21 protein-coding genes and 1 tRNA gene are annotated in these 22,402 nt (G+C 64.2%); 5 read left to right on the forward strand and 17 right to left on the reverse strand.

All coding sequences use genetic code 11. The features are described from left to right. Positions 1-39: 39 nt before the first annotated feature. The 5 genes from DAAJ005_RS10985 to DAAJ005_RS18945 form a co-directional block, all read right to left on the reverse strand. Entirely contained in the window at positions 40-477 is a 438-nt protein-coding gene (locus DAAJ005_RS10985; protein WP_151847140.1) for a hypothetical protein, read from the reverse strand. A gap of 103 nt (positions 478-580) precedes the next feature. Then, positions 581-2,683 (reverse strand): elongation factor G, encoded by a 2,103-nt coding sequence (fusA, locus tag DAAJ005_RS10990; protein WP_151847141.1) that lies wholly within the window; start codon positions 2,681-2,683, stop codon positions 581-583. 154 nt (positions 2,684-2,837) lie between these two features. Continuing rightward, positions 2,838-3,308 carry a 30S ribosomal protein S7 gene (gene rpsG / locus DAAJ005_RS10995; RefSeq protein ID WP_029479390.1) on the reverse strand — a complete coding sequence of 157 codons (471 nt, stop codon included), beginning with the start codon at positions 3,306-3,308 and terminating at the stop codon, positions 2,838-2,840. 155 nt (positions 3,309-3,463) lie between these two features. Beyond that, a complete protein-coding gene (gene rpsL / locus DAAJ005_RS11000) occupies positions 3,464-3,847 on the reverse strand; it encodes a 30S ribosomal protein S12 (protein WP_151847142.1) in 384 nt (127 codons plus the stop codon). Between the two features lie 6 nt (positions 3,848-3,853). Further along, positions 3,854-4,030, reverse strand: coding sequence for a hypothetical protein (locus DAAJ005_RS18945; protein ID WP_192930735.1), 177 nt, complete (start codon positions 4,028-4,030; stop codon positions 3,854-3,856). Between the two features lie 288 nt (positions 4,031-4,318). Here DAAJ005_RS18945 and DAAJ005_RS11005 point away from each other — a divergent pair. Further along, a tRNA-Ser gene (locus DAAJ005_RS11005) sits at positions 4,319-4,408 on the forward strand. A gap of 48 nt (positions 4,409-4,456) precedes the next feature. Here the strand turns inward: DAAJ005_RS11005 and DAAJ005_RS11010 are convergent. Genes DAAJ005_RS11010 through DAAJ005_RS11020 form a run of 3 tightly spaced genes read right to left on the reverse strand, consistent with a single transcriptional unit; the run spans position 4,457 to position 8,121 of the window. Continuing rightward, positions 4,457-5,095, reverse strand: coding sequence for an HAD-IA family hydrolase (locus DAAJ005_RS11010; protein WP_151847143.1), 639 nt, complete (start codon positions 5,093-5,095; stop codon positions 4,457-4,459). Between the two features lie 50 nt (positions 5,096-5,145). Continuing rightward, entirely contained in the window at positions 5,146-7,626 is a 2,481-nt protein-coding gene (locus tag DAAJ005_RS11015) for a phospholipase D-like domain-containing protein (protein ID WP_151847144.1), read from the reverse strand. Between the two features lie 6 nt (positions 7,627-7,632). Further along, the gene (locus DAAJ005_RS11020) at positions 7,633-8,121 is read right to left on the reverse strand and encodes a hypothetical protein (protein WP_151847145.1); all 489 of its coding nucleotides are present in this window, start codon (positions 8,119-8,121) and stop codon (positions 7,633-7,635) included. A gap of 96 nt (positions 8,122-8,217) precedes the next feature. Between DAAJ005_RS11020 and DAAJ005_RS11025 the strand changes: the two genes are divergently transcribed. The 3 genes from DAAJ005_RS11025 to DAAJ005_RS11035 all read left to right on the forward strand — a co-directional run bounded on the left by DAAJ005_RS11025 (position 8,218) and on the right by DAAJ005_RS11035 (position 12,174). Beyond that, positions 8,218-9,123, forward strand: a complete 906-nt coding sequence (locus DAAJ005_RS11025) for an aminoglycoside phosphotransferase family protein (RefSeq protein ID WP_151847146.1) — start codon at positions 8,218-8,220, stop codon at positions 9,121-9,123. A gap of 287 nt (positions 9,124-9,410) precedes the next feature. Then, the gene (gene hflX, locus DAAJ005_RS11030) at positions 9,411-11,129 is read left to right on the forward strand and encodes a GTPase HflX (RefSeq protein ID WP_192930942.1); all 1,719 of its coding nucleotides are present in this window, start codon (positions 9,411-9,413) and stop codon (positions 11,127-11,129) included. A 106-nt stretch (positions 11,130-11,235) separates the two neighbouring features. Continuing rightward, positions 11,236-12,174: an endonuclease/exonuclease/phosphatase family protein gene (locus DAAJ005_RS11035; RefSeq protein WP_151847147.1), complete on the forward strand. Its 939-nt coding sequence runs from the start codon at positions 11,236-11,238 to the stop codon at positions 12,172-12,174. Between the two features lie 22 nt (positions 12,175-12,196). On the opposite strand, the gene DAAJ005_RS11040 is transcribed toward DAAJ005_RS11035, so the two are convergent. Continuing rightward, entirely contained in the window at positions 12,197-13,315 is a 1,119-nt protein-coding gene (locus tag DAAJ005_RS11040; protein ID WP_151847148.1) for a sorbosone dehydrogenase family protein, read from the reverse strand. A 137-nt stretch (positions 13,316-13,452) separates the two neighbouring features. Here DAAJ005_RS11040 and DAAJ005_RS11045 point away from each other — a divergent pair, with 137 nt between their 5' ends. After that, positions 13,453-13,665, forward strand: a complete 213-nt coding sequence (locus DAAJ005_RS11045) for a hypothetical protein (RefSeq protein WP_029480880.1) — start codon at positions 13,453-13,455, stop codon at positions 13,663-13,665. Positions 13,666-13,724: 59 nt separating this feature from the next. On the opposite strand, the gene DAAJ005_RS11050 is transcribed toward DAAJ005_RS11045, so the two are convergent. The 8 genes from DAAJ005_RS11050 to DAAJ005_RS11085 form a co-directional block, all read right to left on the reverse strand. After that, positions 13,725-14,558 carry an alpha/beta fold hydrolase gene (locus tag DAAJ005_RS11050; RefSeq protein ID WP_151847149.1) on the reverse strand — a complete coding sequence of 278 codons (834 nt, stop codon included), beginning with the start codon at positions 14,556-14,558 and terminating at the stop codon, positions 13,725-13,727. A 94-nt stretch (positions 14,559-14,652) separates the two neighbouring features. After that, entirely contained in the window at positions 14,653-15,339 is a 687-nt protein-coding gene (locus DAAJ005_RS11055) for a M48 family metallopeptidase (protein ID WP_151847150.1), read from the reverse strand. Between the two features lie 112 nt (positions 15,340-15,451). Continuing rightward, positions 15,452-16,339, reverse strand: coding sequence for a neutral zinc metallopeptidase (locus DAAJ005_RS11060; RefSeq protein ID WP_151847151.1), 888 nt, complete (start codon positions 16,337-16,339; stop codon positions 15,452-15,454). Positions 16,340-16,477: 138 nt separating this feature from the next. Then, the gene (locus DAAJ005_RS11065) at positions 16,478-17,572 is read right to left on the reverse strand and encodes an ABC transporter ATP-binding protein (RefSeq protein WP_151848519.1); all 1,095 of its coding nucleotides are present in this window, start codon (positions 17,570-17,572) and stop codon (positions 16,478-16,480) included. Between the two features lie 19 nt (positions 17,573-17,591). Beyond that, the gene (locus DAAJ005_RS11070; RefSeq protein ID WP_151847152.1) at positions 17,592-19,142 is read right to left on the reverse strand and encodes an iron ABC transporter permease; all 1,551 of its coding nucleotides are present in this window, start codon (positions 19,140-19,142) and stop codon (positions 17,592-17,594) included. Between the two features lie 136 nt (positions 19,143-19,278). Continuing rightward, positions 19,279-19,758, reverse strand: a complete 480-nt coding sequence (locus DAAJ005_RS11075) for a hypothetical protein (protein WP_151847153.1) — start codon at positions 19,756-19,758, stop codon at positions 19,279-19,281. Between the two features lie 206 nt (positions 19,759-19,964). Then, entirely contained in the window at positions 19,965-20,963 is a 999-nt protein-coding gene (locus DAAJ005_RS11080) for an iron ABC transporter substrate-binding protein (protein WP_151847154.1), read from the reverse strand. A 326-nt stretch (positions 20,964-21,289) separates the two neighbouring features. Then, a complete protein-coding gene (locus DAAJ005_RS11085) occupies positions 21,290-22,309 on the reverse strand; it encodes a D-alanine--D-alanine ligase family protein (RefSeq protein WP_151847155.1) in 1,020 nt (339 codons plus the stop codon). Positions 22,310-22,402: the final 93 nt, after the last annotated feature.

The following is a 22,402-nucleotide window of genomic DNA, read 5'->3' on the forward strand; positions in this document are numbered from 1 at the left end:
GAAGCTGGTTCGGCTATTTATATTCAGCCGGACACCAGATCAGTGCCGGGCGTAAGCCACCACGTTCTTATCGAACGCGCCAATCAGCATGAAGATGCCCAGTACGGTGCCAATGGGAAAGATCAGCAGGGTAAACACACCGATCACGATGGCCGAAACGCGGCCCCAGCTCCGGCCTTCCAGCAGGGCGCGGCGCGTGTAATACAGCCACAGGATCAGAATCGCCGTGATGGCGAAAGACAGCCACAACACCCACTGAAGTTGATCGGGCGCAAGCTGGATGGGCGGCAGTCCTGAAGTGGAAGACTGCTGGTTCAGGCGGGCCAGCATATCGGTCAGCGTTGGGCCGGAGAAAGGCAGGGTCAGCAGTGAAATCGCATTGTAAAAGACGCCGATCAGAAGGGGCAACGTCAGGAACAGCAGGCGCGGGGGGCGGGGGCCAAGTTGTTTTTGTTCGGGAGAGGTGGGGGCGGTCATCACTTCTCAGAGTACCGCGCTTGCTCCCCAAGGCCCACATCGCCAATGGGGACAAAAGAAAAAGCCCGCCAGTCACGGCGGGCCTTTCCCTCTCAAATCTGGTTTACTTCTTCATCAGCCCCTGGGCGATGTTGGCCGGCACCTGGGTGTAGTGATCGAAGAACATGCTGTAGCTGGCGCGGCCCTGCGTCATTGAGCGCATTTCGGTGGCGTAGCCGAACATCTCGCTCAGCGGCACGAACGCCTTGACGAGCTGGGCGTTGCCGCGCGCCTCCATGCCCTGAATCTGACCCCGGCGGCTGTTGAGGTCGCCAATGATGTCGCCCATGAAGTCGTCAGGCACGGTGACTTCAACGCGCATCACGGGTTCCAGAATCGCGGGAGCGCCCTTCTGGACGGCTTCCTTGAGGGCCATCGATCCGGCGATCTTGAACGCCATTTCCGAGGAATCCACATCATGGTAGGACCCGTCGTAGATGGTGACCTTCATGTCCACCACCGGGAAGCCCAGCATGGGACCGCTCTGCATGGCTTCCTCGATGCCCTTCTGGGCCGGGTTGATGTACTCGCGGGGGATGGTGCCGCCCACCACGGCGTTCTCGAACACGAAGCCGGAACCGGGTTCCAGAGGCTCGGCGCGGATCTTGACGTGCCCGAACTGTCCACGTCCACCCGACTGACGAACGAACTTGCCTTCCACGTCTGTGGCCTTGGTGATGGTCTCGCGGTAGGCCACCTGGGGCGCGCCCACGTTGGCTTCCACCTTATACTCGCGCCTCAGACGGTCCACCAGAATTTCCAGGTGCAACTCGCCCATGCCCGCGATGGTGGTCTGACCGCTTTCCTGATCAGATTCCACGCGGAAAGTGGGATCTTCTTCCGCCAGCTTCTGGAGACCGACGCCCATCTTTTCCTGATCGGCCTTGGTTTTGGGTTCGATGGCCAGCTTGATCACGGGTTCCGGGATGTCGATGCTTTCCAACAGCACGGTGTCGTCGCCGTCCCCGATCAGGGTGTTGCCCGTGCCGGAATCGCGCAGGCCGATCACAGCGCCCAGTTCCCCGGCCTTCAACTCGGTGACTTCCTCACGGCTATTGGCGTGCATCTTCAGCAGACGGCCCACGCGCTCGCGCTTGTCCTTGGAGGCGTTCATGATGTAGCTGCCAGACTGCATGGTGCCCGAGTAGATGCGCACGAAGGTCAGGCGGCCCACGTAGGGATCGGCCATGATCTTGAATGCCAGCGCGGCCAGCTTGCCCTCGGGATCAGGGGGGAAGGTGACGGTTTCCTCGCTGTCTTCCACCTTACCGACGATAGCCGGAACTTCCAGCGGGTTGGGCAGGTAATCGATCACGGCGTCGAGGAGAAGCTGGACGCCCTTGTTCTTCAGCGCACTACCGCACAGCACCGGGAAGATCTTCTGCGCGATGGTGCCCTTGCGCAGCGCACGGATCAGTTCCTCCACGGTGGGGTCCTCGCCCTCCAGGAACTTCATCATTACGTCTTCGTCGACTTCGGCGGCGGCCTCAATCATCATGGCGCGCATTTCGGCCACCTTGCCCACAAACTTCTCGGGGATGTCGCCGATCTCGCCCACCACGATATCGGTGCCCAGATCGTTAGCGAAGGTGTGGGTCTGCATTCTCACGACGTCGATGATGCCCTTGAAGTCGGCTTCCTCGCCCATCGGGTACTGGATGGGTGCAGGAATCGCGCCGAGGCGTTCGCGGATGTCGTTCAGCACCAGCTCGAAGCTTGCGCCGGTCTTGTCCATCTTGTTGGAGAACGCGATGCGCGGCACGCCGTAACGGTCCGCCTGACGCCACACGGTCTCGCTCTGCGGCTCGACGCCCTGGCTGGAGTCGAACACGGCCACTGCGCCGTCCAGCACGCGCATAGACCGCTCGACTTCAATGGTGAAGTCCACGTGACCGGGGGTGTCGATGATGTTGACGACGTATTCCTGATCGGTGCCGGAACGAGTCCACTTGGCGGTGGTGGCGGCGGCGGTAATCGTGATACCGCGCTCGCGCTCCTGCTCCATCCAGTCCATGGTGGCCGCGCCGTCATGCACCTCGCCGATGCTGCGGTTGCGCCCGGTGAAGAACAGGATGCGCTCGGTGGTGGTGGTCTTGCCCGCATCGATGTGCGCGGCAATCCCGATGTTGCGGAAATTGGTCAGGTAATTGGTGGCTTTGGTGGTCATTAGACTCCCTGATTGAGAGGGGAAGCGTGTCTCGCCTCCCGAGTGGGTTGAGCCAGGCAGCAGATAGATGCGCCCGACAGTGTGCGCCCCTCACCTGAACTGGACGGCAGGGAATCCCACCGTCCAGTTCAACGCTTCTGGGCGGAAAAAACGTTTACCAGCGGTAGTGCGCGTAGGCGCGGTTGGCTTCCGCCATACGCTCGATATCGTCTTTCTTCTTGATCGAGCCGCCACGGCCCTGCGCGGCGTCCATGATCTCGCCGGCCAGACGCTCGATGGCAGTGCGCTCGGGACGGCTGTCCACGGCGGACATCATCCAGCGCAGGGTCAGGCTCTGCTGACGGCGCACGCTGACTTCCACGGGCACCTGATAGGTGCTGCCCCCGACGCGGCGGCTGCGGACTTCCACGCGCGGCTTGATGTTGTCCATGGCCTGCTTGAAGATCTTGAGGGACTCCTGACCGGTGCGCTCCTGGACGACTTTCATAGCTCCGTAGAAAATACGGCTGGCCAGGTTCTTCTTGCCGTCTTCCATGATGCGGTTGATGGTGGCGCTGACCAGTACGTCCTGATAAACCAGATCGGGCTGGAGGGGACGCACTTCTGCTCTGCGGCGACGTGCCATGTTGAACTCCTTGGGGACTGTTGTGGTGCGCTGTATTTAATTTAAGCGCGTTTCGCTTGATTCATTGGCCTGACCTCCGGCGAACATGGGTGTTCTTGCCGCAAGGTGGCGTGCCGACTGTCCTGCCCATCTCTGTGAAGAGAAAAGCAGGGACTTTACTTCTTGGCCGCCTTGGGCTTTTTGGTGCCGTACTTGGAGCGGCTCTTGTTGCGGTCCTTGACGCCCTGGGTGTCGAGGCTGCCGCGCACGATGTGGTAACGCACGCCGGGCAAGTCCTTGACGCGTCCGCCGCGAATCAGCACGACGCTGTGTTCCTGAAGGTTGTGGCCTTCGCCAGGGATATACGCAGTGACTTCAAAGCCGCTGGACAGACGCACACGCGCGATCTTGCGCAGCGCCGAGTTGGGCTTCTTGGGCGTGGTGGTCTTGACGACGGTGCAAACGCCACGGCGGAAGGGGCTTCCCTTCAGGGCCGGAACCTTGCTTTTCTTCTGGAGCGTGGCACGCCCCTTGCGGATCAGTTGCTGGGTGGTAGGCAGGGTGAATCACTCCTCGTGTTCGGTGTTCCAAAGATTGACGAAGCGTTCTTGGAAGGTGGGGCCAGCCCACGCGTACGGGGCCGGGCGACGGGTTGACAGTTCCAGCTTTGAGATGATCACGCGTTCCTGACGGACTTTTACGGCTGTCAGCATCAGCCAGTGGGTCACTTGCCGGAGCGGCATGCCGAAAAACTCCTCGCGGTGCAACCCTGGACCGGGGCAGTTTTCAACCTTGGCATGATACGCCCACAGGGATGGAGACGCAAGGGCGACAGACGTCCATTTCGCCAGACCCCATCACCTCCACAAAAGAGACAGGTTCTCAGCTTGCTGTACAGATGGCCTTCTGTGCGGATTTATAGAGGGAAAGAACAGGACTCCAGCGCATTCAAAAAGTCTCACCTGTTGGCCTCTACCCCGCCCGCTCAGGGCGTGCTACACTCCCGCTTGCCCATCGTTTCAAGTCGGCGCGGAGAGGTGCCAGAGCGGTTGAATGGGTCAGTCTCGAAAACTGAAGTACGGGCAACTGTACCGTGGGTTCGAATCCCACCCTCTTCGCCAGAAATGCAGCAGCAACAGCGTCCCAGTCGATAAGGCTGGGGCGTTTGCTTATGCGCCTGGGCCAGCGTTCAGCACGTCCAGCAGGGCATTCAGGTCAGCGAGAATGAATTCCGCTTCCACCGCCAGATTCGCGCCGGGCGTGAGCAGAAGGGCGGCCCGTAGTCCGGCAGCGTGGGCCGCACGAATGTCCAGTTCACGGTCACCCACAGCGAGACAGTCGGCAGGTTTCAGCGCGTATCGGTACATCGCCGCCAGAAACATCCCCGGATCGGGCTTGCGAGGGTAGCCGTCGCTGACGCTGACCAGATCGTCCACCAGCGGCCACAGCCCCGCCGTCTGCAAACGGGCGATGGCCCCTTCGCGGTCCCGGTGCGTGACCACCAGATTCAGCGCACCGCGCGCCCGAACCCCTACCATGACCTCACGCGCATACGGCATGGGCGGGGCAAATTGACCGCTCCGCCGGACCTCGGCCTGTCCATACGCCTGCCACAGCGTGTCCTCTTCCAGACCCAGCCGGGCCGCCAGCGTCTGAATGGCGTGGCCCAGCGTGACACGCGTCAGCGGAACAATGGCGGCCAGTTCGGTGGAATGTCCCAGCCTCGCCAGAGCGTCCTGCAACGCGCCGTCAATGGCGGGATACGTGTCCAGCAGGGTGCCGTCCAGATCCCACAGGAGACTGGGCATGGGGCCTGAATTGGGAAGGGTCAAAACAGCGGCAGTTTAGCGCCCACAATTCAACGTTGTCCCACACCCGTTTCGGTCAGGAAGGGCGGCAACACGACTTTTTCGGATTGCGGCCAGTAGTCGCTGTAAATCCCGGCAAACTCGCTGACCACGGATGGCGCGGTGGTGGCGAGGTCATATTCGGCCAAACCCAGCGGCCCTTGTGTCCAAGACGAATAGTGCATGTTCATACTGCCGACCACGAGCATCTCGCCGTCTACCAGAATGGCCTTGGCGTGCAGCGGCGTGGGAAACCAGCGGGCCTGAAAACGGGCGGCGGGGATGCCACGCTTGCTCATTTCGCGGCCCAGATAGGCCAGGGCGATGCGGTTTTCAATCCCGCCCAGACCGCCCTCATCAGTCATCAGATGGACCCTGACCCCACGTTCCAGGGCGTCCAGCAGGGCCGTCATGTACGGCAGGCGGTCCCGCTCGGTACATAGCGCCGGGTTCAGCAGGGCCACGATGCAGCTCACGTCCATGCTGAAGTTGACCTGGAGCAGATCAACGCGGCTTCTGGCAGCCCCCAGCACGGCCACCACCGCCTGATCGGCCTCGGTAAAGCCCTCGCGGCGGTACAGGCTGAAGACGCGCTGCGTTCCCGCCGGGTAGGCGTCGCGAACCTCGGGCGGTCCGCCCCGGACGCCACGCGCCCCCAGGCGGCAGCCCTGCTGCGGGTTGGCAGGGTCTGGCTCGGCGTCGCATTCCACCACCTTGCTGCGGATCCACAGGTCTTCAAAAACGGTCACGCCGTCTTGGGCCACCGGGCCACGCGTGACGAGGGCCAGATCAAACAGGTTGTCGCCCTTACCCGATGGATGGTTGCGTGGGAAATGCCCAAAGCCATAGTTGAAGCCCGCACCCATCAGCAGTTCGCCGTCAATGACCAGCAGCTTGACGTGGCTGTGCGGAAAGGTTCCCACGTAATTGCCCAGCCGCATCCGCCAGCCGTGCGCCGGGTCATCCAGCGGCACGCCCGCCGACTTGAGATCGCGCAGCGCCCCCCAGATCTCGGCCCCCCACTCAAAGGTGGACACCACCGGGAAATTGCCCAGCGTCAGGCGCACGTCCATACCGTCTGGGTAGGCGGCGGGATCGGCCCGGACCCGCGCATACAGCCCAGCCAACGCTCTTGCCAGCGTCTGACCGGGGTTCAGGGTTCCCTCCTGCCACTGCATGGTGGTGAACATCACCTCACGCCGGGCACTCAGGACCAGCGCCGCCACGTCATCAAACCCGCTGGCCGCCGCCGGGTCCTGACTTTCCAGCGCTTTCTCGGCGGCGAGGTCCACCGGGGCCACCACCTCGCCGGGCATTCCCGCTGAGCTGGGGCCGGGCATACGGATCAGGGGATAGACCTCGTTCTGGCAGGACAGGTCCGGGCGGTTGTCCTGGGTAGTCACCTGCCAGACCACGCGTTCCAGCGCATTGGTGGGTTCGGAGCAGGCCGACATGGCGCTGCGGTTGGCCGGCTGTGTGACGCGCAGGGGGGCCGGGTTGACTGGGCGGGAGGTCACGAATTCGCCCAGCGTGCGGGTCAGTCCCAGCACCGAGGCCAGCACCGCCAGCGAAAGGGTGGCAACGACATTGACCTGCACGCGGCTGGCCACCTGCAACGGGTGGCCTGTTCGCTTCTCGCCCAGCTCCACGATGCGGGTCATGGCGCGGCGCACGCCCAGACCCCAGGACAGATGGATCACGGTCACCAGCACCATCACGATCAGCACGAAGCCCCAGCCGCTGCGGATCACGCCTGACACGCCCAGCAGCGGAAACAGCAGGCCGCAGACCACGCCGCCCAGCCCGGCTCCCAGCAATCCAGCCAGCGCGGGCTGCCACACCTGCCCCACGCGCACGGTCAGCAGGCCCAGCACCAGACCCGCCAGCAGCCCGTACAGCGCGGCCACCACACCAAGAAGCACACTGAGGTGCAGATTTCCGCCCAGCGCTCCCTGTTGATACACTGCCGTGCCCACCAGAATCAGCAGCGCCGGGACCATCAGTACGCCCCCAGCCACCGCCAGCGCCACGCCCACGCGGTACGGTCTAGCGCGGAAGGGCACACCCATCTTCGTTAGTGGCAGCGCCCCGGCACTCAGCGCCCCGATCAGCGCGAACCCTGCCGTCACAGCCAGTGAAGCCGCCAGCACTGCCACGTAGGCCCGTAAAAACACCTGCGCGTCAGGCAATGCCTCCACGGCAGGACCAATCAACAGACGGGCCAGCAAAAGCGTGAGGATCACCCCGAAGACGGCGGAAAAAATCAGAACTCGCATGGCAGGCCTCGTTTTACGGTCTCCTGGCCCGGCGGCGTACCAGACCAGACTCACGGTCAGGACGATGCCCGCCAGCGTCGCCAGCAGAGTCAGAACCAGGGTCCACACGGGCCGACGTTTGTCGCGTGTCGCCAGCCAGACCAGTGTGGTGGTGGCCGTGATGCCGCCCAGCGCCGCGAAGATGATCCGCAGCAATTGGCGGGGCAGGTTGCTCATGACGACCTACCCACCCGCACCAGCCCTCAGATTCGCCAGATGAAACCTCAGCGCCCCGGTGTGATATGCGGCGTGCGTGACGGCCCCGAAGGCAATTCTCAGACCATCTGGCGAGAGGGGGAGGTACAGCGTCTCGTAGAAGTGCTGACCAGCGCGGGCCAGGGTAACGAGTTCCAGCCGCCACGCCTGCGGACTGGCAAAACGCACAGTCCAGGCGTCGGCCTCGTCCGGCAAGAGGGCGTAGGGATCGGCCAGTTGAGCGGCGGCCAGTTCCAGTGACTGCCGCAGATGCACGGTGATCTGCGCGGGCGTGGGGCGCCCAGGGGCGGCGGGAGCCATGACCTGGGCCTGCGTAAAGGCGTGAACGGTCCGCAGCAGTCCCGCTTCACCCACGCTGAACAGGCCCACGGCCAGCGGCCCGCCGTCCGGGCCATACAGCACCTCGCGCAACATCTCGCGCAGCACTTCAGGAGTGGACATGGCGGGGGTGGACATGCGGGTCAGTGTAGGACGCGGAGGACCGGGGGATGGAAACCCCGTAAGCCGTTCGGCCCATGCCTGACAGCGCGGCGCGGCGTTACCCTCGACCCAATGTCGCCTGACCTCAAGATGCACGCCGACGAAATCCACACTGATGCAGCACTGGTGGAGAATCTGCTGGCCGCGCAGTTTCCGCAGTGGGCCGGATTGCCTGTGCAGGGCGTGCAGTCCTTCGGCACAGACAATGCGCTGTACCGCCCGGGTGACGATTTGATGGTGCGGCTGCCGCGCATTGGCTGGGCTGTTGGGCAGATTGAGAAGGAACTGCAATGGCTGCCCCGACTCGCACCGCACTTGCCACTGCGCGTACCCCAGCCGTTGGCGCTGGGCCAACCGGGCGAGGATTATCCGTATACCTGGGGCATTTACCGCTGGCTACCGGGCGAGATGCTTTCCCTATCTGAGATGGCAGCACGGCCTGAGCTGGCCGGGCAACTGGCCGACTTCGTGCTGGCGCTACGGAAGTGCGATCACACAGACGCGCCGCGCGCAGAAAGTCCATCCACCGATCTTCGGCAACTTGATCCGCATGTTCGCGCCAACATTGAGGATTCGGCAGAATTGCTGGACACCGCAACGCGGATGCAGATTACCGCCGTCTGGGACGACGCCATACAGCTTCCGGGATGGACAGACGCGCCGATCTGGGTTCACGGCGACTTGCACAGCAATAACCTCCTGTGGGACGGCGAACGCCTGACCGCCGTACTGGATTTCGCGTCGCTGGAACTCGGTGACCCAGCAATTGACCTGATGCCCGCCTGGAACGCCCTGGGTACGAAGGGCCGCCGCATCTACCGCGAGGTTTTGCAACCCGATGACGCCACCTGGGAACGCGGACGGGCCAGAGCGCTGGCAAAAGCCTTGCTGGCGCTGCCTTACTACCAGCACACCAACCCGGAAATCATGGAGCGGAGCTGGTACACGGTGCGGGAAGTTTTAGTGGACGCACGGTAGGCCACCATGCCGATGCGCCCGCCCTGGCCTCTCCCCTATCCTGCGTCCACGATGATCAAGATCTGAAACCTGCGCGGGTTCTGCCGCCCCCGAATCCATAGCCATCTGAAGGCATTGCACACCATTGCAAAAGCGCCCAGACGCTATTCTGAGGGCAATGACAGAACCCTGCCGCCACCCGCCGCGCGAACCTTGTTCGGGCCTGGCGACGCTGAGCTATCCGGTGCTGGGCTGTTTCCAAAATCCAGCGCCCACCTCTACAACCTTAAAAAAGGATGTGACTTCACATAGATAAAGTTCTTGGAAATGTTTCTGGCCTGCGCCCCGCACAACTGAAATCACTGGGCAACCTGTACCGCCGCCGCGTGGAACCGGGCCGCGTGGGTTCCCCTGAACTGGCCCGCACGCTGGCCGAACTGGCCCACGAGATTCGCCGCGAGGTCAGCGTGCTGATTGACCGCCGTGGACGCATCTTGAGCGTGTCCGTGGCCGACGCCAAAGCTGCCGAACTTCCCTCCATCCGTGCGGGTGAGAACCGGCTGGCGGGCTACCACTTGCTGCACGCACACCCGAAAGGTGGACCTCTGAGCAAGGGAGACCTCTCTGCGCTGTTCCTGAGCCGACTGGACGCAGTTTCGGCCATTGACGCAAAGAACGAGGGTCAACCCGGCCCCGTGTACACCGCGCACCTGACCCCCCCTGGCACGGTGGGCGAGGAAGAGGACTGGCGCATCCTGCCGCCCGTACCGATTTTCCAGATTGATGATTTTGACCTGGGCGCACAGGTCTCGGCGCTGGAGGAAGAAATTGCCCGTGCCGCGCGCACCCGCGAGTCCAAGAAAGACCATGAACGGGCGCTGCTGGTGCAGGTGGATCAGGGCGAATTTGACGCCGAGGAGCGGCTGGACGAACTGGTAGAACTGGCCCGCACCGCCGGGGCTGAGGTGGTCTACAAGGAACTGATCTTCCGCCGCAACCTCAAGGCCGGAACGCTGGTGGGCGCGGGCAAGCTGGAGGAACTGACCAGCAAGGCTTATCACCTGGACGCCGATCTGCTGATCTTCGGGCAGGAGCTGGGCGCGGCGCAAGCCCGCGAGATTGAGGCGGCGACAGGCCTCAAGGTCATTGACCGCACGCAACTGATTCTGGACATCTTCGCGCTGCACGCGCAGGGCATGGAATCGCGCCTTCAGGTAGAGCTGGCACAACTGCGCTACATGAAGCCCCGGCTGCTGGGCGCAGGTGCCAAACTCTCGCGCATCGGCGGGGGCGGGGGCAGCGCGGGGGCGGGCGCGATTGGCACGCGTGGCCCCGGTGAAACCAAGCTGGAGCTGGACCGCCGCCGCATCAATGACCGCCTCAGCTTTCTGGAAAAGCAACTGGAGGGCGGCTCGCTGCGCCGCGAGGAACGGCGCAAGAGCCGGGAGCGCAACGATATTCCGGTGGTGTCCATCGTGGGCTACACCAACGCGGGCAAGAGTACGCTGCTAAACTCCTTCACGCACGCCACGGATGCCCCCAGGCGCGTGCTGGCCGCCAACAAGCTGTTTGCCACGCTGCGGCCCACCAGCCGTCAGGGCTTTATTGAAGGCATCGGCCCGGTGATCTTCACCGACACCGTGGGCTTTATCCGCGATCTGCCCAAGGACCTGACCCGCGCCTTCCGGGCAACGCTGGAAGAAATCGGGGACGCCGACGTGCTGCTGCATGTGGTGGATGCCGCCAGCCCCGGCGCAGACACCCGCCTGAGTTCTGTCAACCGCATTCTGGAAGACCTAGGCTTCCTGGAGATGCCCACGGTGGTGGCGCTGAACAAGGCCGACGCCGCCGAGCCGGACCTCCTGGCGCGTGCGATAGACCGCATGGACGGCGTCCCGGTCAGTGCGCTGAAAAATACCGGCATTCCTGAACTCAAGGAAGCACTGGCCGACGCGATTGGGCAGGTGCAGCGCCAGGAAATGGCCCAGCGCGAAGAGGCGAAGGAAGTGGCTGCTCAGTACCGTTAGGGCATCCGCAACAGGGAGGCGTGGGCGTTTGCTCCCGCCTCCTTTTTTTGCCCTCAAGACTTTGGACTGACGCCCCCCTGCTCCATTTGTGTCAGGCTCTGTCCCGATGTTCCGTTCGCGCCTCGCCTGGTTTTATCTCCTGCTCGTCGTATTGATCTGGGGGCTGGGCGAGTTCGTCGGGGAAAGGACGCTGCCCACGCTGCTGCTGGCCTACGCGCCCGCCGTGCTGTGGCTGCTGCCTGCGCCATTCGTGCTGCCGTGGACAGCGCTGAGGAAGCGCGGTTTCGCGGTGACGCTGGTTGGGGCGCTGCTGGCCGCGTGGGGCGCAGGCTTTCTGCACTGGACGCCCCAACAGAATGGAGAACTGCGGGTGCTGGACTACAACGTCAACAGCGGCTATAAATCCACCCCCCAGCGCATGGCCGCCGTCCTGAAAAATGCCGACGCCGACATCATCATGTTGCAGGAATCCAACTTCCAACCTCCTGGATACCGGGAAGCGCTAGCTGACGCGTTGCCCGGCTACACAGTGCGCTCTGCGGTGGAGGTCATGACCCTGACGCGCCTGCCCGTCCTCTCGTCGGAGACGGTGGACCTGCCCGGAAACCAGCGTGAAGTGCTGCTGACGCGCTTGCAATGGCGCGGGCAGCCGCTGAGCGTGGTGAACGCCCACCTGGGAACAGTGCAGGTGATGGACGCACTGGCCGGGGACATGGTGTACCTGCAAGTTGCCCGTGACCGCCGCACATCACAGGCGCAGGTGCTTGAGCAGATGGCTTCCAGAACCTCTGGCCGTCTGGTGCTGGGCGGCGATCTGAACACCCCACCGCGCGGATTGATCTACCGTCAGTTGAAACAGGCAGTCGGCCCGGACGCTTTTGCCCAGGCCGGACGCGGTCCTGGCTGGACCTTCCCTGCCCTGCGCGTGCGAATTGACCACCAGATGGCGCGTGGATTGACCCCAACACGCGCCACAGTGCTACCAGCAGAGGAAAGCGATCATTTGCCGCTAGTGGTGGAGTACCGGGAGGGAGACACGAAATAACCAGCGCGTCTCCCCTGCTCCTTTATTTCCCGGCCAGTTTCAGAATCCGCCCGCTTCCGTATTCGGCCACATAGACCTCGCCTGCCTCGTCCTCGCCGAAGGTGCTGGGGTTGCTGACCTTGCCCAGCGCTGCCTTATCCCAGCTCTTGCCCCCGGTGGGCGCGGCCCAGACCGTGCCCGTGGCGAAGTCGGCAAACACGTACTGCCCCTTCAGCGTGGGAATAGCCCTGCCCCGGTAGACGTAGCCGCCCGTGATGCTCTGGCCCTCAGTGCGCCCGTAGACAAGCACCGGACCCACGAAGCCCTTATCAGCGCAACCTTTCTCGTAGCACACCTGCCCCTCACGCACGCGCCAGCCGTAGTTCTCGCCACCCTTGCTGCTGGCAGGCTGAAAGTCCACTTCCTCGAAGCTGTTCTGGCCCACGTCCGCAATCACCAGACCGCCGCCGTCCCGGTCAAAGCTGAAGCGCCAGGGGTTACGGAGGCCATACGCCCAGATGTTGGGATTGGCTCCCGCACGGCCCGCGAACGGGTTTCCAGCGGCGGGTTTGGCAACGTCACCCGACACGTCAAAACGCAGCAGCTTGCCCAGCGGACTGCCCAGATTCTGCGCGTTGTTCTGTGGATCGCCGCCGCTGCCGCCGTCGCCCAGGCCCATATACAGAAAGCCGTCGGGACCAAAGGCGATCTGCCCGCCGTTGTGGTTGCTGTAGGGCTGCTTGGCGGTGAACAGGGTTTTGGCGCTGCCTGCCTCAGCGCGGCTGAAATCAGGGGTGGCGGTGTAACGGGCCAGCAAGGTGTCGCCATTCAAATCGCTGTAATGCACGTACAGGCGGCGGTTGGTCTTGTATTCGGGGTCAAAGGCCAGCCCGATCAGGCCGCGCTCCCCGCCCGCCCGCGTCAGCTTCTGAAGGTCCAGAAAGAGGCTGTCCCGGACCTTGCCGTTCTCTATCAGGCGCACGCGTCCGTCCTGCTGCGCGGCGTACAGGCGGCCTGAGCCATCCCCAGCGTGCGTCAGGGCGGTTACCTGTTTCAGACCACTCACGAACGGCTGGAAAGTGACGGCGGGCGCGGCCTGCGCGGAGGCCAGCAGCGCCGCGACGCTCCAGGCCAGCAGAAAACGGGAGTTGGGTTTCGACATGATCCAGTCTGACCCAGCCGCCGCAGACCCGACTGTAACCAGCGGCGCGGAGGCGTGAAGATGCCTTTACCTCTATCTGCCCTGCTGCACGGGATGAACCGGCAGAATCGGGCGTATCCCAAACCTGGAGGTATCCCATGACTGGACCCTATGACCGTCCGCCCGCCCCGGCGACTGAACCCACCGACACCCCCGCCCCCATGCCAGAGCGCATGCCCGGCGAGAACGGAACAGGCCCCATCATTGATCCACCTGTGAATCCCGACTTGCCTGGAATGCCTGTTCCCAGTCCCACCGACAATCCAGACACGCCGGGGCTGCCCAGCCCCATGCCCATGCCCGCGATGTAGAGCAAGCGGCAAAAAGAGGAGCCACCCCACATTCCGGGATGGCTCCTCTTTTGCGCCGACTACTTCTTCAGGAAGTCCAGAAGCGCTGCATTCACCTCGTCCGGGAAAGTCCAGAGGACGTTGTGCGGGCCGCCTTTGATGATCACGTATTCGCTGTCCTTGATCAGTTCGGGCAGGCGTGCGCCCGTGGAGTCGATAGGCAGCACGCGGTCCGCGTCGCCGTGAATGATCAGGGTGGGCACGTCAATCTTCGCCACGTCCGGGCGGAAGTCTTCGAGCCATGTCGCCACACATTCCAGCGTGGCCGTGGCCGAGGCGCGGGCCGCAACGTTCCAACTGGCGCGCACCGCCTCGTCACTGATGCGGCTGCCACCCAGCACGTCGGTGTTGTAGAAGTTCTTGAAGAAGTCCGTCAGGTACGCGAAACGGTCCGTGCGGATGGCGTCCTCGATCCCGGTGAAGACACTGCGGTCCACACCTTCGGGGTTGTCGTCGGTCTTGAGCAGGAAGGGCGGAATGGAACCGATCAGCACCGCTTTGGCAACGCGCGCCGAGCCGTACTTGCCCAGGTAACGCGTGACCTCCCCGGTTCCCATCGAGAAGCCCGCCAGTACCACGTTTTTCAGATCCAGATATTCAAGCAGGGTATTGAGATCGGCGGTGAAGGTATCGTAGTCGTAGCCCGCAGATGGCTGGCTGGACTGGCCGAAGCCCCGGCGGTCATAGGTGATGACGCGGTAGCCCGCCGCGAGTAGCGCCGTCTCCTGCCGCTCCCAGGAGTGACCGTTGAGGGGATAGCCGTGAATCAGCACGACGGGCTGGCCCGTGCCGTGGTCCTCAAAATAAAGCTGGATGGGCTGGTTGTTCTCCTGGCCGACAGTGATATAGGGCATATGAATCTCCTTTGATGACCGTCAGCCTAGCGGGGTGCGAATGGCGGTGATGAAGGGGACATACACAGGCCTTACGATTTAACGTCGAGCCAAATCAGAGCGTCTGGCCGTTCTCCTTAAGCCACCGCCGATGCGTCTGCCACCCCGGCATGACGCGGGCCACATGCGCCCAATAATGCGGCGAATGGTTCATCTCCAGCAGATGCGCGGCCTCGTGCAGGGCGACGTAATGCAGCACCTCCAACGGGGCGCGGGACAGCTTCCAGTGCAGGCGGATATCGCCCCGGCTGCTGCAACTGCCCCAGCGTGTGATGGTATTGCTGACCCGCACCGTGCCCAGTCGGTCGCCCGCGCCCAGCAACTCCGCGTATTCCATGACCAGAGCGGTGTAGGGAGTCAGGCAAGCGGCCCGCGTCCAAACCTCCAGCGCCCGTTCTGATTCCTCCAATGGCAAGAGGAGGCTATGGCTCTCACGCACAGTCTTTTTGTGGACCAGATCGAGCCGCAGCGTCAGCGTTTCGCCCAGAAAAGGCAGAGCTGCGCCGTCCGTGAATACCTGCACCGAGACCGGGCGAGCCGCGTACTGCGCCAGATGATGTTCCACCCAGTCCCGCCGCCGGATCAGAATGTCCTGAAGCTGATGCAATGGCACCCGCTGGGGCGCATAAACCGTGACCACGCCGGGCCGGACTTGCAGGGCCACCGTCCGCCGCCGGGCACTGCGCTTAACGGTCACGGGGACGCCGGAAATGGTCCACTGCGTTGGCAATTGCGCTGACATCCCCCTCAGGAAAGCGTATTGGGGCGGGCGGCGGGGCAAGACAATTCACTTTCCCAGAAAAAAGCGCGGGCGCGAGTCTCGCAACTCCGCGCCCGCCTCGTCCTGTTGCCGCCTACAACTGGTTGTAATTCTGGTTAAAGGTGTCGCACTTGTTGGGATCGCCGGTCTGGAAGCCGGTGGTAAACCACTTGATGCGCTGCTGGCTGCTGCCGTGCGTGAAGGAGTCGGGGACCACGCGCCCCGCCCCCTGGCGTTGCAGGTTGTCGTCACCGATGGCCTGCGCGGTGTTGATGGCGTTCTGCACGTCGGCCTGCGTGATCTTGGCCTGATCTTTCACACGGTTGCCCCACACGCCTGCGAAGCAGTCGGCCTGGAGTTCCAGACGCACGCTGGCCTGATTGGCCTGGGCCTCGCTGCGGGCGCTGCGCTGCTCGCGCTCCACCTGATCGGCGATGCCCAGCTCGTTCTGGACGTGGTGGCCGACTTCATGCGCCACGACGTAGGAATACGCGAAGTCGCCGCCGCCGCCCAGTTGGCGCTGCATGGTGGCAAAGAAATTGGTGTCGATGTAGACCTTGTTGTCCAGCGGGCAGTAGAACGGCCCCGAAGCGCTGCTGGCCACGCCACAGCCACCCTGCGTGCCGCGCGTGTACAGCACCAGCCGCGCCGGGGTGTAGGTGCGCCCGGCCTGCTTGAAGATGCCGCCCCAGACCTGATTGGTGCTGGTCATGATGCGGTCCATGAATTGATAGCTCTCGTCGGTGGCCGCACTGCTCTGGCTCTGGGCCTGGGCCTGGGCCTGCGATTGAGTCTGCGTCTGGGTCTGGCCGCCGTCCCCACCGCCCAGAATCGCGCCAGGATCGATGCCGAAGAACATGGCCACCAGAGCAATGATCAGCCCGCCAATGCCGCCGATGGCAATCCCGCCGCCAGGCACGCCGCCCCCACCCCGCCGGTCCTCGATGCCGCCGCCGCCGCTGGGAAGATTTTTCCAGTCCATAGTCGTCTCTCCTTGGGTGCCGGGCCAGCGCTGCTGCGGCCCCTTCCATGCTGTGATTCGAGCCGCATTGTAGGCCGCGCGCGCACAGCAGGGGCTGACGCGATCTTTAGGCAGAGGGGGACCGGAGAAAACTGATCCTCAGCGCACCACACGCCCGGCCCGCACCGCGCAGACGCGCACCTGCTGACCCTCGGCGTGCAGCGCCTGACCCGTGTCGTGAAGCTGCACCTCCTGCTGCCCCAGCGCCAGGGTGTAGGTCACGGCGTGGCCCCTGAACTCGCGGGCCAGCACGACAGCCTCGGTGCCAGACCCGTCAGTGGTGAAGGCCAGATGCTCGGGGCGCACACTGACCATTGCCGGGCCATCGGGGACTGCCTCGCCCTCCAGTGCAATGTTGCCCAGCACGGTGCAGGCCACTCCTGCCTGTACGGTGCCAGACAGCAGGTTGCTGCGGCCCAGGAAAGAAGCCACGAACGCTGTGCGCGGGCGCGCGTAGACCTCCTGCGGGGTGCCGATCTGCTCAAGCTGCCCGGCGCGCATCAGGGCAATGCGGTCACTGAAGGCCAGCGCTTCCTCCTGATCGTGCGTGACCAGGATAGCTGCCACGCCGCTGCGGCGCAGGATGGCGCGCACCTCCTGGCGGGTGGAGTGGCGCAGTTGCGCGTCCAGGTTGGAAAATGGCTCGTCCAGCAGCAGCAGCCGGGGGCGCGGGGCCAGCGCGCGGGCCAGGGCGACGCGCTGCTGTTGCCCGCCCGAAAGCTGATGCGGCATCCGCGACTCGAAGACGGTCAGGCCCACCAGCGACAGCGTTTCGCGGGCGCGGGGCAGCCGCTCGGCACGCGGCAGGCGGTTCAGGCCGAACAGCACGTTGCCCAGCACGCTCAGGTGCGGAAACAGCGCGTAATCCTGAAAGACCAGGCCCACGCCCCGGCGTTCGGGCGGTTGCGGCGGGGCGGTCATGTTGCGCCCGTCGATCCACACCGCGCCGCCGTCCGGCTCCTCCAGCCCGGCGATCAGGCGCAGGGTGGTGGTCTTGCCGCAGCCACTCGGCCCCAGCAGGGTGAGGAGTTCTCCTGGAGCAACCTGCAAATCCAGACGGTCCACCACCGGGGGCAGGCCAGCGGAGGCGCGGCCCTGCGGGTGGAAATACTTGACCAGTCCCCTGAGTTCCAGCGCGGGCGGGACGGAGGGTTGAGTGTCAGCCCCACCTGACTCCGGCGTTTGCCTGTCCATAACCGTCATTCAGACCTCCTCATTCCCGTTCCCGCCGCAGAATCAGCCCGGTCAGCACGGCTCCCACCGCTGCCAGAGCCAGCGCATAGGGTGCGGCGCTGGCGTACTGCGCTTCCTCGGTGTAGGACCAGACGTTGCGGGCCAGCGTCTCGAAGCCGATGGGCGACAGCAGCAGCGTCAGCGGCAATTCCTTGAGGACGCTCAGAAACACGAAAGCCGCGCTGACGAGCAGCCCCGGCCCCAGCAGCGGCAGCGTGACCCGCCGCAAGGCACCGCCCCGGGACACGCCCAGCACGCGGGCGGCTTCCTCCAGCCGGGGCGTGGCCCGCACCAGCCCGCTGCGAATGGGGCCGATGGCCTCGGCCACAAAATGCAGCGTGTAGGCGATGATCAGCAGGGGTAGAGTCTGATACAGCGGCGGCGCGGCCCGCAGCACGAAGAAAATCAATGCCAGAGCGAAGGCCAGCGGTGGAGTGGCGTAGCCCAGGTAGGCGGCCCGCTCGATGATGCGCGGCCAGCGCCCGCTGAATCGGCTGCCGATCACGGCCAGCGGCAGGGCCAGAGCAGTGGTGGTCAGGGCCGCCAGCGCCGCTGCCCCCAGTGCGGACCTCAGCGCATCCAGCAGGCTGGGCCACGCGAACGGGCTGTTCTCCAGACCCAGCCAGTACAGCATCGTGCCCAGCGGCAGCACCAGCGTCATGACCGCCAGCACGGCCACGAATACCCATGCCAGCGGGCGCAATCGGCCCAGTTTGACGGTACCGGGTTTTCGGGCAGTGGCAGGCGACACCCGCGAAAGAAACACGCCGCGCATGAAGCGGGCCTCCAGCCACAGCGCCGCCCCGGTCAGCAGCAGCAGCAGCAGTGCCAGCCACGCCGAATACACCCGGTCATATGCCGCCGTGTATTGCTGATAGATGGCCGCGCTGAAGGTGGGGTAGCGCATCAGGCTCACCACGCTGAAATCGCCCAGGGTGTGCAGGCCGATCAACAGCCCCCCCGACAGCCATGCCGGGCGCAGGTGCGGCACCGTGACCTGCCAGAACGTTTGCCAGCGGGTGCGGCCCAGCAATCGGGCGGCGTCCTCCAGCGCGGGGTCCTGCGTCCGCAGCGCGGCGTGCAGGTTCAGGAACAGATACGGAAAGGTGAACAGCGTCAGCACCAGCAATGCGCCCCAGAAGCCACTCGGCCCCGGCAGGCGCAGCCCGGTCAGCGTGTCGATAGCCCCGCCCGCACCGCCCGCCGCGATGAAGGCGTAGGCCCCCACGTACCCTGGAATCGCCAATGGCAGCACGCCCAGCAGCGTGAGCAATCGACGGGGGCGCAGATCGGTCCGCGCCGCTAAAAAGGCCAGCGGCAGCGCCACCAGCGTGGTGGTCAGCAGCACCGACGCGCCCAGCAGCAGCGTGTTGCCCGCCAGCACCAGATTGCGCGTGCGGAACACGATCTCGCGCAACTCGCCCGGCTCGGCCCCCAGGGCGCGCAACACCAGATATGACAGCGGCACCAGCACGCCCAGCACGGTCAGCAGGGCGGGCAACAACAGGAATGGGGGCAGTCTTCGGGTCATAGGTAAAGCGGCACTTGGGCCAGCCAAATGACTTTAACAGATCGGATTAGTCGGGATTGTCCCATGAGAGGAAAGGGGGCTATTCAGATGGGCTTGCTCGAAATCACAGGGCGTGCTGCTGTCCAACTGAAGAAAGTCACGTCACCCGTTGCCGCCACGCCAACCACGACAGCACCACCAGCACCACTGGAGCGGCGATCAGGATGCCGTTGCTCAGGCCCTGCGAGATCTGGGCCTTGACTGAAATTCCGGTCTGCGGATCGGGCGGGGGCAATATCATCCCCAGCAGCGCGTCTACCCCTGTACCAACGGCGATCAGCAGCAGGACGGCGGCCACTCCCAGCCCCAGACTGACCCAGACCGGTTCCAGACTCGCATAACGAAGTAACCGGGGCAGGGCCAGCACCGCCCCGGCCAGCAGACCCATGACCAGATACACCACGCCGAAACTGCGCTCCAGACTGCCACCAGAAAACAGAATGCTGCCCAGCACGACGAGCAGCGCCACGAACGCCAGCACCGCCACGCCCCGCGCCGGGGTCAGCGGCAGAGCAGTCATCATCAGCAAGACGGCCACCGACACGCCCGCACCCAGCAGCAACCCCAGGATTCCCATACCGCAGTGGAGCATAAAAAAGCCCCGCGCCAGCGAGAACTGGAACGGGGTCGAATCGGAAGCCGGGGGTTATACGGATTCCGTCTGTTTCGCGCAGAAATCGGGACAGCGCCGATTCCTGCACTCCACGTCCGGAACCCGTTTTTCTCCTTCTCGCTCCGCTCGGATTTCCAGGTGTTTTCAGCACCTTTCAATCGGAGTCCGTATTACAGCAGGCCAGCGTCCCGCAGCAGCTTCTGCGCCTTCTCGATGTTCTTGGGCAGGGCGGCGGGGTCAATCTTGGGGCCGCGCTTGCTCACCTCTTCAAAGGGGCGCATGGTGGTGGGTTGCAGGATGTTGCCGATGACGGGGTATTCAAAGTTGACGCTCAGGAAGAAGGTCTGCGCGTCCTTGCTCACCAGATAGCTCAGGAAGCGGGTGGCAGCGGCGGTATTCTTCCCCGTCTTCAGGAGGCCCGCGCCCGTGGCATTGCCCAGGTTGCCGATATCGCCGTTCTTGAAGAAGTAGGTGTCGATGGGGTAATTCAGGCGGTTGACGCGCTGGATGTAATAATGGTTGGTCAGGCCCACGTCGATCTCGCCGGAGCGCATGGCTTCCAGCATGCCCACGTTGCTGGTCTTGTAATCTTTGGGTTGCAGCGCCTTCATGCCTTCCAGCCACTGCTTGGTGGTGGCCTCGCCGTGCTGGGCGATCATGCCCGCCAGGAAATCCTGGAAGCTGGGGTAGGAAACGGTCCAGCCGATGCGGCCCTTGAGCGCCGTCATCTTGGGCAGGTCCAGCACGCTGGCCGGAAGCTGCTCGGGCTTGATCTTGTCGGTGTTGTAGGCCAGTGTGCGAAACCGGACGGTGGTGGGCAGCCACGCGCGATCTGCGGGCAGGTAGTCCGGCGAGACGTTGCGCGTCAATGAAGTGCCCAGCTTGACGAATTTGCCCTCGGACGCCAGTTCGCCCAGCGCGCCCACCGAGTTGCCCCAGAACACGTCGGCGGGGCTGCGGCTGCCCTCTTCCCGCAGGGCGGCCACCAGTTGCGCGTCGTTGCCGTAGCGCACGTTGACCTTGATGCCGGTCTGCTTCTCGAACTGCTGCACGATGGGTTCCACGAAGGTCTTGCCACGCCCGGAATACAGCGTGATGGACGCGGCGGACTGGGCCAGGGTAGTCCCAGTGAGCAGCAGGGCGATGGTGGCGGTAAGTGCGTTTCTCATACTGCCAATCCTAAGTAAACCAGTCGGATTAATTAGGTATGAATGTCCCGACAGCAGCTTCGGGGCGCGTCTGGCATACCAAGCGCGTTTGATCAGGCTCACCGTCCGACGTTAAACTCTGGCTGCCCCGCATAGCCACGCCATGCAAGGGCAACAGCCAGCAGTATGGTTGACCCCAGTCTCAGCCAGACCAGCTCCCGGTCCCGCAAGCGCAGGAGATGGGGCACGGTGAGGCACAGGCCACTGCCGATGTACAGGGCAAACGCGCGCCAATTTATCCCACCCTGATCGCCATCAAGCTCGGTGCAGTGGGCGGGCGACGGAATCTAACGTTCTTCCAGTGCCAGTTCCACCAGTCGCGTGACCAGTTCGCTGTAGCCCAGGCCCGCCGCCTCGAACAGCTTGGGGTACATGCTGGTCTGGGTAAAGCCGGGCATGGTGTTGACCTCGTTCAGGACCAGTTCGCCGCTTTCTTCCAGGTAAAAGAAGTCCACGCGGGCCAGTCCGGCGCAGTCCAGCGCACGGAAGGCGGTCAGCGCCAGCTCCCTTACACGCCCGGCCACCTCGTCGGGAATGGGGGCAGGAATGTGGACCTCGGCGCGGCCCTCAGTGTATTTGGTCTCGTAATCGTAGAACTCGGCGGCAAAGCGCAACTCGCCCACCGGGCTGGCAATGGGAGAATCGTTGCCCAGTACGCCCACCTCCAGCTCACGCGGTCTGCTGGCGGTCATGGCCTCCAGAATCACGCGGCGGTCCAGGCTGAAGGCCAGGTCCAGGGCGGCGTCCAGGTCATCGGCCCCATGCACCTTGCTGATGCCCACACTAGACCCCAGGTTGGCGGGCTTGACGAACAGCGGAAAGCCCAGCTCGGCGGCCCGCGCCCGCACGCCGTCCGCGTCGCTGCCCCATTCGCGGCGCACGGCCAAGCGCCACGCCACCTGCGGAATCCCCGCCGAGGCCAGCACCTGCTTGGTCATCACCTTGTCCATGCTGACTGCCGAACCCAGCACGCCGCTGCCCACGAACGGAATGCCCGCCAGCGTCAGCAGGCCCTGCACCGTGCCGTCCTCGCCCATCGGCCCATGCAACAGCGGAAAGACAGCGTCATAGCCCTCGGCGCTGGCGACACGATGCAGCACCAGATCGCCGCCAGACTCCGCGCTGCCGTTCTCCAACGCCTGCCGGGTATCGGTGGGCGGCAGCCAGCGCCCCTGCTTGCTGATCGCCACAGGGGTCACATCAAATTGATCGCGTGGCAGGGCCGCCAGGACGCTGCGGGCGCTCATCAGGCTGACCTCGTGTTCCCCGGACTGGCCGCCCGCCAGCAGCAGAATGCGCTTCTTCATCGGGGCGCAGTATGTCATGGGCAGAGCGACTGGCCGGGCAGCGGGTTAGAGGAGGGCGAGACTTCGCCGTCTAGGGGTCTGAGGGCCAAAGGC

The sequence above is a fragment of the Deinococcus sp. AJ005 genome (assembly GCF_009017495.1).
Lineage (GTDB): Bacteria > Deinococcota > Deinococci > Deinococcales > Deinococcaceae > Deinococcus.

Coding starts and splice junctions, on each gene's coding strand:
- DAAJ005_RS10985 (WP_151847140.1), bottom strand. CDS start 477: ATGACCGCCCCCACCTCTCCCGAACAAAAACAACTTGGCCCCCGCCCC.
- fusA (WP_151847141.1), bottom strand. CDS start 2,683: ATGACCACCAAAGCCACCAATTACCTGACCAATTTCCGCAACATCGGG.
- rpsG (WP_029479390.1), bottom strand. CDS start 3,308: ATGGCACGTCGCCGCAGAGCAGAAGTGCGTCCCCTCCAGCCCGATCTG.
- DAAJ005_RS18945 (WP_192930735.1), bottom strand. CDS start 4,030: ATGCCGCTCCGGCAAGTGACCCACTGGCTGATGCTGACAGCCGTAAAA.
- DAAJ005_RS11010 (WP_151847143.1), bottom strand. CDS start 5,095: ATGCCCAGTCTCCTGTGGGATCTGGACGGCACCCTGCTGGACACGTAT.
- DAAJ005_RS11015 (WP_151847144.1), bottom strand. CDS start 7,626: ATGAGCAACCTGCCCCGCCAATTGCTGCGGATCATCTTCGCGGCGCTG.
- DAAJ005_RS11020 (WP_151847145.1), bottom strand. CDS start 8,121: ATGTCCACCCCCGCCATGTCCACTCCTGAAGTGCTGCGCGAGATGTTG.
- DAAJ005_RS11025 (WP_151847146.1), top strand. CDS start 8,218: ATGTCGCCTGACCTCAAGATGCACGCCGACGAAATCCACACTGATGCA.
- DAAJ005_RS11035 (WP_151847147.1), top strand. CDS start 11,236: ATGTTCCGTTCGCGCCTCGCCTGGTTTTATCTCCTGCTCGTCGTATTG.
- DAAJ005_RS11040 (WP_151847148.1), bottom strand. CDS start 13,315: ATGTCGAAACCCAACTCCCGTTTTCTGCTGGCCTGGAGCGTCGCGGCG.
- DAAJ005_RS11045 (WP_029480880.1), top strand. CDS start 13,453: ATGACTGGACCCTATGACCGTCCGCCCGCCCCGGCGACTGAACCCACC.
- DAAJ005_RS11050 (WP_151847149.1), bottom strand. CDS start 14,558: ATGCCCTATATCACTGTCGGCCAGGAGAACAACCAGCCCATCCAGCTT.
- DAAJ005_RS11055 (WP_151847150.1), bottom strand. CDS start 15,339: ATGTCAGCGCAATTGCCAACGCAGTGGACCATTTCCGGCGTCCCCGTG.
- DAAJ005_RS11060 (WP_151847151.1), bottom strand. CDS start 16,339: ATGGACTGGAAAAATCTTCCCAGCGGCGGCGGCGGCATCGAGGACCGG.
- DAAJ005_RS11065 (WP_151848519.1), bottom strand. CDS start 17,572: ATGGACAGGCAAACGCCGGAGTCAGGTGGGGCTGACACTCAACCCTCC.
- DAAJ005_RS11070 (WP_151847152.1), bottom strand. CDS start 19,142: ATGACCCGAAGACTGCCCCCATTCCTGTTGTTGCCCGCCCTGCTGACC.
- DAAJ005_RS11075 (WP_151847153.1), bottom strand. CDS start 19,758: ATGGGAATCCTGGGGTTGCTGCTGGGTGCGGGCGTGTCGGTGGCCGTC.
- DAAJ005_RS11080 (WP_151847154.1), bottom strand. CDS start 20,963: ATGAGAAACGCACTTACCGCCACCATCGCCCTGCTGCTCACTGGGACT.
- DAAJ005_RS11085 (WP_151847155.1), bottom strand. CDS start 22,309: ATGAAGAAGCGCATTCTGCTGCTGGCGGGCGGCCAGTCCGGGGAACAC.